Source organism: Chelativorans xinjiangensis (genome assembly GCF_009812055.1).
GTDB classification, from domain to species: domain Bacteria; phylum Pseudomonadota; class Alphaproteobacteria; order Rhizobiales; family Rhizobiaceae; genus Chelativorans; species Chelativorans xinjiangense.
Genome location: NZ_WQNH01000002.1, coordinates 146,309 through 157,906 on the forward strand (window position 1 = coordinate 146,309; position 11,598 = coordinate 157,906).

At 60.0% G+C, this 11,598-nt stretch carries 16 protein-coding genes; 3 read left to right on the top strand and 13 right to left on the bottom strand.

What is annotated here, in order from left to right:
* Window positions 1–120: 120 nt before the first annotated feature.
* From GM910_RS02350 to GM910_RS02360, 3 genes are all read right to left on the bottom strand, one after another.
* A complete protein-coding gene (locus GM910_RS02350; RefSeq protein WP_159585895.1) occupies window positions 121–747 on the bottom strand; it encodes a PopZ family protein in 627 nt (208 codons plus the stop codon).
* 173 nt (window positions 748–920) lie between these two features.
* Window positions 921–2,285, bottom strand: a complete 1,365-nt coding sequence (locus GM910_RS02355) for a TolC family outer membrane protein (protein WP_246225825.1) — start codon at window positions 2,283–2,285, stop codon at window positions 921–923.
* A 180-nt stretch (window positions 2,286–2,465) separates the two neighbouring features.
* Window positions 2,466–3,140, bottom strand: a complete 675-nt coding sequence (locus GM910_RS02360; protein WP_159585897.1) for a protein-L-isoaspartate O-methyltransferase family protein — start codon at window positions 3,138–3,140, stop codon at window positions 2,466–2,468.
* A 217-nt stretch (window positions 3,141–3,357) separates the two neighbouring features.
* Between GM910_RS02360 and GM910_RS02365 the strand changes: the two genes are divergently transcribed.
* Entirely contained in the window at window positions 3,358–3,570 is a 213-nt protein-coding gene (locus GM910_RS02365; RefSeq protein ID WP_159585898.1) for a hypothetical protein, read from the top strand.
* 294 nt (window positions 3,571–3,864) lie between these two features.
* Here GM910_RS02365 and GM910_RS02370 read toward each other — a convergent pair whose 3' ends face one another.
* The 8 genes from GM910_RS02370 to GM910_RS27560 all read right to left on the bottom strand — a co-directional run bounded on the left by GM910_RS02370 (window position 3,865) and on the right by GM910_RS27560 (window position 7,448).
* Window positions 3,865–4,149, bottom strand: a complete 285-nt coding sequence (locus tag GM910_RS02370; protein ID WP_159585899.1) for a DUF4406 domain-containing protein — start codon at window positions 4,147–4,149, stop codon at window positions 3,865–3,867.
* Window positions 4,146–4,478 carry a DUF6378 domain-containing protein gene (locus GM910_RS02375; RefSeq protein WP_159585900.1) on the bottom strand — a complete coding sequence of 111 codons (333 nt, stop codon included), beginning with the start codon at window positions 4,476–4,478 and terminating at the stop codon, window positions 4,146–4,148. Before GM910_RS02375 ends, GM910_RS02370 begins: the two co-directional genes overlap by 4 nt.
* The gene (locus GM910_RS02380) at window positions 4,475–5,497 is read right to left on the bottom strand and encodes a metallophosphoesterase (protein ID WP_343032953.1); all 1,023 of its coding nucleotides are present in this window, start codon (window positions 5,495–5,497) and stop codon (window positions 4,475–4,477) included. Before GM910_RS02380 ends, GM910_RS02375 begins: the two co-directional genes overlap by 4 nt.
* 4 nt (window positions 5,498–5,501) lie before the next feature.
* Complete coding sequence (locus tag GM910_RS02385) at window positions 5,502–5,714, bottom strand: hypothetical protein (protein WP_159585902.1); 213 nt, start codon at window positions 5,712–5,714, stop codon at window positions 5,502–5,504.
* Window positions 5,714–6,079: a hypothetical protein gene (locus GM910_RS02390; protein ID WP_159585903.1), complete on the bottom strand. Its 366-nt coding sequence runs from the start codon at window positions 6,077–6,079 to the stop codon at window positions 5,714–5,716. Before GM910_RS02390 ends, GM910_RS02385 begins: the two co-directional genes overlap by 1 nt.
* Entirely contained in the window at window positions 6,079–6,270 is a 192-nt protein-coding gene (locus tag GM910_RS02395) for a hypothetical protein (protein WP_159585904.1), read from the bottom strand. The genes GM910_RS02390 and GM910_RS02395 overlap by 1 nt, the downstream gene beginning before the upstream one ends.
* On the bottom strand, window positions 6,270–7,094 hold the full coding sequence (locus tag GM910_RS02400) for a hypothetical protein (RefSeq protein ID WP_159585905.1): 825 nt from the start codon (window positions 7,092–7,094) through the stop codon (window positions 6,270–6,272). The genes GM910_RS02395 and GM910_RS02400 overlap by 1 nt, the downstream gene beginning before the upstream one ends.
* Window positions 7,095–7,322: 228 nt before the next feature.
* Window positions 7,323–7,448 (bottom strand): hypothetical protein, encoded by a 126-nt coding sequence (locus GM910_RS27560; protein ID WP_281354856.1) that lies wholly within the window; start codon window positions 7,446–7,448, stop codon window positions 7,323–7,325.
* A 183-nt stretch (window positions 7,449–7,631) separates the two neighbouring features.
* On the opposite strand from GM910_RS27560, the gene GM910_RS02405 reads away from it, so the two are divergent.
* Window positions 7,632–8,105: a hypothetical protein gene (locus tag GM910_RS02405; protein WP_246225827.1), complete on the top strand. Its 474-nt coding sequence runs from the start codon at window positions 7,632–7,634 to the stop codon at window positions 8,103–8,105.
* A gap of 27 nt (window positions 8,106–8,132) precedes the next feature.
* Here GM910_RS02405 and GM910_RS02410 read toward each other — a convergent pair whose 3' ends face one another.
* Entirely contained in the window at window positions 8,133–10,814 is a 2,682-nt protein-coding gene (locus GM910_RS02410; protein WP_159585907.1) for a tail fiber domain-containing protein, read from the bottom strand.
* A gap of 39 nt (window positions 10,815–10,853) precedes the next feature.
* Here GM910_RS02410 and GM910_RS02415 point away from each other — a divergent pair, with 39 nt between their 5' ends.
* On the top strand, window positions 10,854–11,141 hold the full coding sequence (locus GM910_RS02415; protein ID WP_159585908.1) for a hypothetical protein: 288 nt from the start codon (window positions 10,854–10,856) through the stop codon (window positions 11,139–11,141).
* 21 nt (window positions 11,142–11,162) lie between these two features.
* Here GM910_RS02415 and GM910_RS02420 read toward each other — a convergent pair whose 3' ends face one another.
* Window positions 11,163–11,528 carry a hypothetical protein gene (locus tag GM910_RS02420; RefSeq protein WP_159585909.1) on the bottom strand — a complete coding sequence of 122 codons (366 nt, stop codon included), beginning with the start codon at window positions 11,526–11,528 and terminating at the stop codon, window positions 11,163–11,165.
* Window positions 11,529–11,598: the final 70 nt, after the last annotated feature.

An 11,598-nucleotide genomic window follows, 5' to 3' on the forward strand; every position in this document is an offset into this window, starting at 1 on the left:
TCGGTGCCCGGTGTAAAGCCGAAGGGTCCGAGCAAGTCAACCGCCACTGGCGCGGGACAGGCGGAAGGCTAGCGCATCGGCTCGAAAACCGGAGCCCGGGATGACGAAGGATGACCCGCCCTACGTCCCGCGGGCCACGCGCTCGATCTCTTCGCGCACCAGTCTTTCCACCAGTTGCGGCAGATTGTTGTCGAGCCATTCCTGCAGCATCGGCCGCAGCATTTCTTCGGCGGCCTCGCCAAGGCTCTTGCGGCGGCTTGCCTCGAAGGCCTCGCTGAGCTCCTCGAAGGCGGCCGCGACCTTGCGGCCGGACACTTCCGATAGAATGGCCGGGCGGCTGTCTCCGGAAGGCCGGGGGGCAGGCGTCGCCGCTTGCGGCGCAGGCTCGCCCATCGGCGACTGCGACGACCCGGACGTATCGAGCGGACGTGGCGCGGCGGCCTTCGGTTCCTCGCCGCCGGTCTCGTCCGCCGGGGCGGCATCTGGCTGCCGGCTTTCCGGCTGGAGCCATTCGAAAGCCCGGCCGGTCTCGTTCTTCGCTTCCGGGGCCTTCTTTTCCGCAACCGGTTCCGGCTGCGGCGTGGCGGCCGGCTTCAATTCATCGCGGAAGGCTTCGACCTCGCCGGCGCCGTCCGCCTCGGATTTGACGTCCTTATGTCCGGATTCGCCATCCTCGATGATGCGCCGGATCGAAGCGAGTATCTCCTCCATCGAGGGTTCGCGCTGCGCGCTGCCTGCCTGTGCCATTGCCGATAATTCCGCCACTTTGTCTGCCCCGCCGATCATCCGACCGCTGTGTCGCGGACAGAACGTCCTTGCGAATCACCACACAAGGGTAACGAAGGCTTGCGCGGGTGAGAATCCCTCAACGCGGATTTACGGTTCTTTCACACAGAAGTTGCCGGGACTGCCCGACCGCATCACCGCCCGTCCGGCGTACGCAGGCCGAACCACTTGTCCTTGACCGCGTTGTAATGCTCTTCCGGCCGATAAGTGGCAACCTGAAGGCCAAGCTGGCTCGGCGAAAGCTGCCCCATGGCCGAGACGATGGCATAGCTGGCCACCACCACGTTCCGCTGGGCCTCCAAGAGATCGATCTGCGCGTCGATGACATCGGCCTGAGCATCCAGCACATCGAGCGTGGTACGCTGTCCTACGTCGCGCTCCTCTATGACGCCGTTGAGGGCAAGCTGCGCGGCATTGACCAGTTCCCGGTTGGCCGACACGCTCTCGACCGCCGCACGGTACTGGGTCCAGGCCGATGTGATGGCCTGGCGCACGGTGTCACGGGTCACATCGACGTTGATGCGCGCCTGGCCGAGCGATTCCTTCGACTGGCGGACCCGCGCTGAGTTCTCACCACCCTGGTAGATGGGCACCGTCAGGCTGAGGCCGATGGAGGCGGAATTGGTGGTTCCGTCCTGAATGCGCGTGGGGCTCGAGTCGGAGTAGCTCGTCCCCACGTTGCCGGTCGCCGACAATTGCGGCAGAAGGGCACCTTCCGTCGCCTTCACGGAGAAAGCCGCCGCGTCCACCTGATGCTGCCTCGCGATGACGGCCGGATGCTGCGCGAGCGCCAACCCCACCGCCTGTTCCAGGCTCGACGGCAGAAGCCTCGTCAGCGGGCTCGGGGTCTTCAGCGTGCCGGGCTCCTCGCCCACCAGTTCCCGATAGGTCGCCGCACTCGCCGCAACTTGGGCGCGCGCCGCCGAAAGTTGCGCCAGGGCGGCCTGCCGGCTTGCCTCGGCCTGGGCCACGTCGGTGCGTGTACCCTCGCCCACCTCGAAACGCGAGCGCGCCGAGCGCACCTGCTCTTCCAGGAATTCGAGGTTGCGGGCCCTGAACACGGAGATCTGGCGGTCGCGGATGACATCCATGTAAGCGCTCGCCGCGTCGAACAGGGTGTTCAATTCCTCGTTGCGCAGCGATTCGTTGGCGGCGCGCACCTGAGCTTCCGCCGCACGCACATTGTTGCGCGTCTGAAAGCCGTCGAAGATCGGTTGCTGCAGGTTGATGCCGAACTCACCGGTGCGGATTTCCGTGCCGCCGGTACTGCTCAGTTGCAAAGAGCCGGTTGCCGAGATACGCGGCCGCAAACCCGATTTGGCAATCGCCACGTCCTCGTCGGTAACGCGGACGCCGGCGCGTGAGGCGTTGAGACTGGAATTGTTCTGGTAAGCCTTGGCGAGGGCCCCCTCGATTGTTTCGGCGCTGGCCGGGACGGGAGCGAGAACAAGGGCTGAGACAGCAAGAACAGGGAGCAAGCAACGGCGAAAGAACGGCACGACCAACCTCACATTGTGCTTCGCACAGGCCTCTCGTGCCCGTACGGCTTGTTTTCTGGGCCTTTGCGGCCTGAGCACCCCCCGGGGCACGCGGGCAAACCGCATGATTCCGGTTTTACGAGCAAGACGTTACATCATAAGCTCGATCAAATCCGTTGCGCATGCGCAACAGGCCGCCTCTCAAAAAACAAATCCTTTCTCCAGCTCGAAGCCCGGCAGCGGCTTCACCGCGGCATTGAACTCCTCCCGCGATGATAACACCCCGTCCTCCTTGACGAACAGATGCGCCCGCGCCGCATTGCCATGGCCGACCACCGCGACCAGGCGGCCGCCCTCGCCCAACTGGTCGAGAATCGCCTCAGGCACGGTTTCCACGGCGCCGCCAATGAAGATGACGTCGTAGGGCGCTTCGCTCGGGTGCCCTTTCTCCAGCGGGCCGGTGACGACCGTAACGTTGACGCAGTCGAGATCGGCGAGGGTGGAGGCGGCGATCTCGGCCAAGGCCGGATCGCACTCCAGCGCCACCACGAAGCTCGCGATCCGGGAGATGACGGCGGTCGAGTAGCCGGTCGCGCAACCGACATCGAGAACGAGGTCCGACGGCTTCACGCCGGCAAGCTGCACCAGCCGTCCGAACTGCGCCGGCTCCATGAGATAGCGCGCCGGCTGGCCCTCGGTAGCCGCCGAGACTTCCAGATCTTCGTCGATATAGGCAAGACTGCGGCGCCGGCTGGGCACGAAGGCCTCGCGGGGAATTTCGCGAACCGCCTCGAGAAGCGGCACGTTGGTCACGTCGCGCGTGCGAAGCTGGCCCTCGATCATCTTGGCGCGCTGCACGGAAAAATCGGCGTTCATCACCCTCGTTCCCGTCTCCGGCGCGCCGAGCGCGCTCCCTTTCCCCTCAAAGGTGCGGGCGCTGCCGCACCGTCAATGTTAAAACTGGAGGCCTCGCCCGGAATGCCGCCCCCGTTGAATGGAAACGCTTTTATGTGGAACGTGAGGCCTTATCAAGGGCCATTTCTGATAGCCTTGTGTAACGCGTGTTCCGCACAAGGAATAGGAGTGGAGAGAGATGAGCACGATTAGCGAACAGTTGCGTCAAGAGGCATCAATACCGGAAAAGGGCTACCCTCTACTGGGCGAAGCCGCCGACACCATCGACGCGCTTGTGGCGGCTTTGGAGGCGGCACGAAAGCAGATTGTCAGTGATGGCCCGTTTGAACCTGTCATCGAGCAGATCGACGCAGCGCTTGCACTGGCGCGCAAAGGGAGTGGAGAGAGATGAGTGAAACACCGGAAGATGGAGTGGTCGAAGTCGATGTACGGGTACAGCCCATTCTAGACGCACTAATCACAGAGAATGCGCTACTTCGGGAAAGGGTGCAAAACGCAGGAGGCGCATCGGCCATCCGCTTCAAGGGCAATCTTATCATCGTTCACCCCGACTTCCCTCCGCACATTTGGGACGGGAAAAAGATGAGCCCGATAGAGCAATGCGCCCCACTGAATCAAACATCCCCCTCATCCTAGCCCTAGCCGCGCTCTTTGCGGTCGGGGTGGCGGTGTGGGAGGCTTGGGGTTAGAGGTAGATTACCTCGTGCCCGAGGGCTTCGGACAACGCTAGTTCTGCCTTCGCCCCCTTGGAGTTCTCCCAGCCGGGAAGCATGGCAATAGCATCAGCATGAGCGCATATCCACGCTACATCAATGGCGAAGCACTCACGAATGCCGGCATTAAGGGGACTGCTTTCTGCGGGGTTGAACACGAAATACCCGGTCGCGCGAAGCTGCTCAGCAGCCGCATTGAATGCGGGATAGTTCAGGTCGTCGTGACCTCGCATAGGGCCGCTCAGGTAGACGTTCATTGCTGGGCCACCTCGCCGGCACATGAGGCATAGCCCGCCATGTCCACGTAATCATCCAAGTTGAGGTCGCCCGACTGCGTGCGTGCAACCTTCATGAGAACCATCATGATACCCACGTCGTGGGCCGATAGGTCTGCACCGGGTTCCTTGCGGGTATGAAGCCATGCGTTCCACATGGTGGCGATGCGGTCGAAGTTGTCCCTCTTGGCCCCGTGTTGGCGGTCCCTATCTCCGCCGACAAGCTCTGCCGCTCTGGATGCTATATCGGTAGCTCGCATGACAGTGTGGTCTTCAAGCGGGCCGAACGTCTCTGTTGCAATATCGCTCACTTATAGCGCTCCTGAAGGTCGAGCATTGAAAGGAAATTGGAGCCCTCAACACGACCGCCACTCAGGCGAAGCTCAGCCACTCCATAGGAGTATCCGGTGGTCGCCCCATCTGCATATTTGGGGATATAGCCATAGGGCATCGCAGACCCCACGTTGGTGACGGTGATGGAGTTGTTGATGCCTATCTTCGGCACCGTGACGTGGTTCCACCGGTGGGTATGGCCAAAAACGATGGAGTGCGTACTCTGGTTGCCGATGTTCTGCTCCGGGTAGCGGCCTCCGATGGGCTTGCCCATGATGCTGATAGGCACGTGGGTGAAGCCTACACCCTCCATGAACAGCCAGTGCCGGTACGGCGTCACGCGCCATCGATAGCGGGCGAAGAACTGATCAAGCTGGAGTGTCAATGTGCCCTTGAGGTTCGGTGCGGCTTCCTCCAAACGCCAGACGCGGAACTCGTGATTGCCCAGCACCACGTCATGCGGGATTTCACCGATGCCAACCTCTCGATGATACTCATCAAGCGATTCCTCGCCAGATTCGATGTCCTCCTGAAATGCCGGGCGCTGCTGCTGGCTCGCTGATCCTGGTGCGCTGTGGAACTCACAGCTCTCCATGTCGAAGAAATCGCCAATCTGGATAACGTTGTCCGGGCGCGTTTCTGCCACATAGCGCCCTATCCAGCGCATGGGTTCTATCTCCATGCCGGGCCTGCGATGCATATCACCTATGACGACGACGCGCCGGGACGGTAAGTCTCTGGCGGCCATTGGATTATATGCTCGCACCCGGACGCGGGGCTTACTGCTTCCGAGGTCGCCGATATCCGGGGCGTATGCGTCTTGGGCGGGCCCGTGATTACGGGCATCCAACCCGCATTGTATCCAGCGTTGGGCCTTCTTCCATTCGATACCAAGAGCTTCGGCAACGTCTGAATAGCGCGGTCTCCCAAGGCTGTCCCAAATCTCAAGGGCACGCACAACACGCGGATCGTCCGCGCGGAGCCGGGGTGTGGGCATTCGCCTATCCTTTGATGAATGGAAGGAATTTGGCGGCTGTGCCGGCAGCGAAGCCGCCGACCGATGCCATGGCGATGATGGCCCACCGGGCCCCACGGGCCTGCATGAGGAAGCCATGCATCTCGTCAACCTTGGAGGACATCTTCAAGAGGTCGTCGCTCAAGTTGGAGACGTGGACCTCAAGGCGGGCAATTCTCTCGCGCTCGTCGGCGGTCATCAGCGCCTCCTCTCGAAAGGACGCGTCAGGAAGTAGGCGCCGAACACAATCATCTGGAGTTGCCAAAACTCCGGTGAGAGCGCGTCAGTTGTTCCCCACCCGAGAACCTTGTCCCACACGACGATTTTTGCGTCATAGATCACGAACGGAGCCGCAAATGCCGGCCTTATCCAGCGTGTCATCCATGAGCCCTGCTCGGCTGCGAGGACGGCCTGACGAGCTTGAAGTTGGGTAATGAGTTTGTCGGCCTCGATGCGCTCGGAATCGTTCTGTGCGCGCAACCGTGCTTCGTAAGCGCGGTTAAGCTCTCGGCCTATGGCGGCAATACCACCGCCAGTCAGCCAAGATAGGATGGCGCCGAACATCAGTAGCGCTCACCCACTGGCGTCGTCGTGATCTTGCGTAGCCACATGTTGGCGAGCACAACGAAGAGGGCATAGTACGGAACCCAAACGTCCGGCAGGACGTCGCGGAATTCCGTCAGTTCCATAATGGGCAAAATCGCCATGAGCGCATTCGCAATAAGCGTGCGCCAGCCTTTCAACTTCGCTAGCATCAGAATAACCTTTCGATGAGTGCAGTGATCTTGTCCCAGAACAGCGCGAGAGACGTGCCGATGACGGCGACAAGGGCGACGATGCCGCTCTTTCCGCCAGACTTGCCCGTTGGCGGCGTTTCGGGTTCCGGGGTGTCCGGGAGCGGCGGAAGGGGCTCGCGCGTGCTGGCGGGTGCTTTCTGTGCTGAATGGCCGGCGGCCGTCAGGGCAGAGTGGAAAGCACGGTGATATTTGGCGATATCGCCGTCCGTTCCATCCTTGCCGTTGACGATCCGGCGTGGGTGGTGGGCCGGAGGTGCCGATAGATCTTCCGGGAAGGCATAATCGGAAAGCTTGCGACCGGTGTAGAGGCCCTCGGCCATGCCGATCACAGCGCTATCCGCACCCGTGCGCGGCTTCAGAAGCTCCTCAGGATACCTGATTAGATCCACGCCAAGCCGCGTACCCATCTTGAGATAGTTCTTGTAGTGGGTTGTCTGGATTGGGCCACGGCCAAACCACCCTTCGCGCCAATAGGGCGTCTTGACCCAAGATAGCTGACCGGCCTTCCATGCCCTTTCCAGCCGGGCGATAACCGTGGCGTCGGACGGGCTCTTGTCCTTGTGCGAGGCGTAGACCGTTTCCTTGATGGGAAGCATATAGCCGCCCGTCTCGTGGTAGACCTGTGCTAGGATGTTGGCGACGTAGTGCGGGTCGGTGACACGGTTGCGGGTGCAGGAATCCAGAATAGCCTCCGTACCCCGCACCTGTCCCTGCGATAGCGACGTGCCAAACACCCCGCTCTCACGACGCCGGAGCGCCGCGAAGAATTTCGCTCGATCCATAATGGTATCCTTGGGTTTTTGGATTAGGGCTTGCGATGCTTGTGCAGGAGCCACCACTCCAGTTCCGAGCCGCAATGATCGGGCTCGATGAGATGTGATGCCAGTTTGCAAAACACGCAATTAACGCCCCACCGGTAAGCAATTCGGGCGCACAATGTCTGCGGCCACTCCCCTCCCGTAAGCCAGTTTGCCATGCGGGAGAGATGCCCGAGAAACGTCATTCCAGCCTCACCCGAATAGCAGCTCGACCAGCAGAACAGACGGCACAAGCAACGCCACGCCCATCATCGCCATTACTCCGACAAAGCCGATGGCCACGTAGAGCCCAAGGCGGTAGAAGTCTTTCGCTTCCATCGTGTGGGCGTCCTTGATTTTTTGTGTGGGTGGTGGGATAGGGAATTTGCCTGCTAGATGGCAGTAAGACAGACGGTGCGACATAGGGGGTGACGAGCAAATATGTCGAACAGACCAACCAATGTATTTGTCCTTTGCGCAGGACGCTGCGGGTCAACCACATTCATAAAAGCATGTCGCCACATGACGAACTTCACGACTGCCCATGAAGGCAGAGCGCGCGCCTTCGGTCCCTATAAGTTCACCTACCCAGAACACCATATAGAGGCGGACAATCGCTTATCTTGGATGCTGGGTCGACTAGAAACGGCTTATGGAGACCGTGCTTTTTATGTCCACCTTACCCGCGATCTGGATGCTGTAGCCGAAAGCCATGCAAAACGCATGACCCCTGGTAGCAATAGCATCGCTCAAGCGTATAGACAGTCGATATTATCCCGTCACGAAGAAGAGGGGCCAAATCTAGCGATAGCGCGCGACATGCTTATAACCATTACGGAGAACATTCGCTATTTTCTCTCGAATAAAACGCACGTCATGCACATTAAACTTGAGTGTGCCGAGGAAGACTTTAGGGAATTTTGGCGTTGGGTTGGCGCAACAGGAGATATGGAAGCGGCTTTACTGGAGTGGCGGATAAGGCACAACGCTTCTTGATTTGGGAGGGGTTGCCTTTCTCTGCTTCTAAGTTCTGGAAAGCTCTCTCCTGGTCCATGCAGCCTCCAAGGCAAGCGCCTCTTCATAGCGCACGCCATAGCGCCACTCTCCGGTCTCGCGCTCAACTTCCACCTCAACGTCAACAGTCTCCACCACCGGCACCGAGCTAAGAAGTGGAACTTTTCGGTAGACCCGGTGATCAGGCGTCGACGCTTCTACGTCCAGTTCATCATGCATTACTGGTACGCCGCTCTCGTCCACAACGGGCAACGTGCGTTCCTTCGGACGCCTCACGGTCTTTTTAGTGCGGCGTTGCACGATGCGATCATCGACCACCTCTTCGACAAGGCCGTCGATTTCGACTTCTTCGAAGACGTGCTGTTCTTCTTGGCGGATTTCGATTGCCGTTTCTATGACTGGATCACGACACAGTAGGCCAATCTCAAAGGCATCGAGGCCACGCGCAGCAAAGGCGCGCTCTATCTGCTGTGCGACCAGCCCAACGTGCCAACGGGCAGTTTCTCCCTTTTCCTCAACGGCATGTTTCCACTTATACCGAGACCACCGCACATCACCCCATGCGTCGAGCCATTCGTCAGGTACGGCCTCGATGTCCTGCTTCTCTCGCTCGTCAGACGTGTTGATCGTCGCATTACCCGCGAACACCTCGGACCAGCGGAAAGAAGCGGAGCCTAGAGTCCTGACGTTGTCCTGCGTAGGGCGGACGACGCCTCCGAATACATTGTCGATGGCGTTGTAGGTCAGGGTTCCCATTCCAAGAGTAGCCGACCCGCCCGACGCCAAGATACGTGTGTCGTAGGCACTATTGTTGCCCGAGGTGTGAAACGCGATGTAGCGCCCCGAGCCTGTGGCGGTGGTAGGCGTGCCCGCCTCAACGTCCCCTGTACCCTTGAGCAACCATCTACGGTCATTGCTGGTGTCTTCTACATATAGAGCGGTCCCTCCAAAATTGGAGCGAAGACGAATGCCCTCTTTCAGCGCACTGGTGGTCTTGTAGTAATAGCCAACGTCCTGGCTGTCTGCCACATAGCCGTAGTGCCACCATCCGCGCGCCACGAACGCCGCTTGAGACTTGAAGTGATCCGCCGTCCCCTCAGCAACAGACGCCGCCAGATAGCCCCACACGCGGTTCGTGGCGTCATCAACCGTAGAGGTACTTGCCCCCTTCAGGTTCCTGTTGCTTATCTCTGCGCCTATCGCCTGGGTGGAAACACCCGCTAGAGACAGGTTGGTGACAAAGTTTGCGCCCCAAATCTTATTGACCGCGCCGACCAGCAGCCCTGTTCCGTTGGCCGGGGTCTGGATGCCAGCCGCGCTGTTAAGCGCCTCGTACCAACCATCCTTGACGGTGAGGACCGTCGAAGTCCAGCTTTCGAGGACGCCGATATATTTAGGGGAGTGCTTTGTTTCGATAACCGTCCCTTTGCGGAGACGAAGCAATTCATCCGCACTTAGCGCGGCGATTGTGGCTGTGGTCGACGTGTAGTTGGCTGTGGATTTGTCCGCGATAGCCGCCTGTGAATACGCTGCCCCTATCAGAGCTACCCCGTCCCGTTGCGCGTAATCAGCCAAGGCGGCCGGGGAGGCAACGCCGGTTATGGGGCTGGGTTTATCCGAATAGCCTCCGCCAAAGGTGACAGTGAAGCCGGCTGCATCATCCAAAATCCCGTATGGGTAGCCGTGAGTTACATGGACCCCCGGTCGCATCGTCCTGCCATTAAGGAAATCAGAAATGGTGCCCGCAAACCTTGCCCCATTATCCAAAATCCAAGTGACGTTCTTGTTGTTGACATCGACCAAGCTCGTCAGATTATAGTCACCTGCAGGAACCCGAACGGCGCAAGTGTCGGCGCGCGGAACCGTACTGGTATTGTTCGGTGGGCCCAGCGTATCGAATGCGACGGCCGCTTGCGCTGCGGCGGAAAATGCTGCCGTATCGTCTGTAACACCATCGCCAACAGCACCGAAGTCTTTGACGCTCGGGATTTCCTCAATCTTCGACCGGAGCGTTCTGGCCACGCCGCCCGTGTAGGATGGCGTGAATTGGTCAAGAACATTAATTGCGGCGTCATCGGTCGCCGCACCCAGCAGCGCAAGGCCGGTGGTGCCTAGTGTGGTGGTCCCGGAGGAAAGGGTGGTGAGGTTGGCATCGTACGCCTGTACGTCCGTGCCAATTGTCAGTCCAAGACTGGCCCGCGCCGTCGCGCCGCTCTCCGCAACCCAGTTTGTGCCATTCCCGACGATGATGTTGCTATCGGTTTTGGCGAGCCCAGAGATGTCGTCCAGTGCGGCATTCCATGCCTGCACATCTGTACCGATCTCCAGGCCGAGATTGGTGCGTGCACCCGCTGCCGTTGATGCATTTGTGCCGCCCTGCGCAATGGCAAAGATGCCGTCGCCGTTTGGATCATAAATGCTCTTGAGCATCTCATCGTCGCCAATGGTGCCGGTGGCATCGCCCGCAGTATCAACGGAATCGACAACCAGAATGTAGGGGTCGAAGGCGGCCGCGATTGGAGAGACGAAAATCAGATCGTTGACACGGACGCCGTACTCCCCGGCCCCGGCGAAATAGCCGGTCGCGGTGACGGTGGCCTGGCCATCGTCGGTGCGATAGCTGATAAACCGCATGCCCTCACCGCCAATGGGCTGGACGATGACGCCGAGGGTCGCCTGAGTGAATGCCATGTGCTTATCCCAATAAAAAAGCCGCCCTGCGGAGGCGGCTTGAAAGGCTTCGATTGTCTGGTGTTACTAAGAGAGTTTCGCTTGCCGGCGCAGGATCGCGGCCGTCATGCACTCCAGTTGTTCTTGTTCGCGCTGCTCTTCAGATTCGGCGTGGGCTGCTGCGCGGCTCCCGTCCTCATCTCGCGCGGCTTCTTCGCGGCGGCGCAATTCCTCGCGCCAAGCCGCTTCGATCCTCTGTTGTTGCAGACGCTTGAGGGCGAGGCGCTTTTCTTCGTCAGTCCTTGCCCTGGCCTGCGCCGCGAGCGAACGCCGCACAGCCCGCTTTAGGGCGTGCAAGGTAATCATGGCTCATGTGTCTTGGGTTAGCGAAATAGAGGTTGTGCCGATGGTGATCGGGTTGGACGCCGACACCCACCAGACCGTTGCGGCGAGGGTAGAGCCATCCGTCACAAAGACGCGTGTGCCACGCACCACATCGTTGTTATTGGCGAAGTCCTTGGCTCTACGCCAAACTCCGGTGTCTGCCACATAGATGCCATTCTCGCTTGCCGTAGTCTGGTTCTTCACCAGCACCCGGTCATCCGCAACGACCGCAACGCCGTCGATGGTCTGTTCGCCGGATAGCGTGATGTTCGCTGTGGTGGCGACACGGCACGGGCCCTTGATGGCGGCGGATGAAGACAGTCCGTCCGTGCGGTCGATGTTGATTGCCATGAGCTTCTCCATGCAAAAAGGCCGCCCATCTGGACGGCCTCGCAAGATGTGACTATATGTAACGAACCCG

Bases quoted from the DNA above. Each gene is read 5' to 3' on its own strand.
- GM910_RS02350 (WP_159585895.1), bottom strand. From the start codon at position 747: ATGGCACAGGCAGGCAGCGCGCAGCGCGAACCCTCGATGGAGGAGATA.
- GM910_RS02360 (WP_159585897.1), bottom strand. From the start codon at position 3,140: ATGAACGCCGATTTTTCCGTGCAGCGCGCCAAGATGATCGAGGGCCAG.
- GM910_RS02365 (WP_159585898.1), top strand. From the start codon at position 3,358: ATGAGCACGATTAGCGAACAGTTGCGTCAAGAGGCATCAATACCGGAA.
- GM910_RS02370 (WP_159585899.1), bottom strand. From the start codon at position 4,149: ATGAACGTCTACCTGAGCGGCCCTATGCGAGGTCACGACGACCTGAAC.
- GM910_RS02380 (WP_343032953.1), bottom strand. From the start codon at position 5,497: ATGCCCACACCCCGGCTCCGCGCGGACGATCCGCGTGTTGTGCGTGCC.
- GM910_RS02385 (WP_159585902.1), bottom strand. From the start codon at position 5,714: ATGACCGCCGACGAGCGCGAGAGAATTGCCCGCCTTGAGGTCCACGTC.
- GM910_RS02390 (WP_159585903.1), bottom strand. From the start codon at position 6,079: ATGTTCGGCGCCATCCTATCTTGGCTGACTGGCGGTGGTATTGCCGCC.
- GM910_RS02395 (WP_159585904.1), bottom strand. From the start codon at position 6,270: ATGCTAGCGAAGTTGAAAGGCTGGCGCACGCTTATTGCGAATGCGCTC.
- GM910_RS02400 (WP_159585905.1), bottom strand. From the start codon at position 7,094: ATGGATCGAGCGAAATTCTTCGCGGCGCTCCGGCGTCGTGAGAGCGGG.
- GM910_RS27560 (WP_281354856.1), bottom strand. From the start codon at position 7,448: ATGGAAGCGAAAGACTTCTACCGCCTTGGGCTCTACGTGGCCATCGGC.
- GM910_RS02405 (WP_246225827.1), top strand. From the start codon at position 7,632: ATGACGAACTTCACGACTGCCCATGAAGGCAGAGCGCGCGCCTTCGGT.
- GM910_RS02410 (WP_159585907.1), bottom strand. From the start codon at position 10,814: ATGGCATTCACTCAGGCGACCCTCGGCGTCATCGTCCAGCCCATTGGC.
- GM910_RS02420 (WP_159585909.1), bottom strand. From the start codon at position 11,528: ATGGCAATCAACATCGACCGCACGGACGGACTGTCTTCATCCGCCGCC.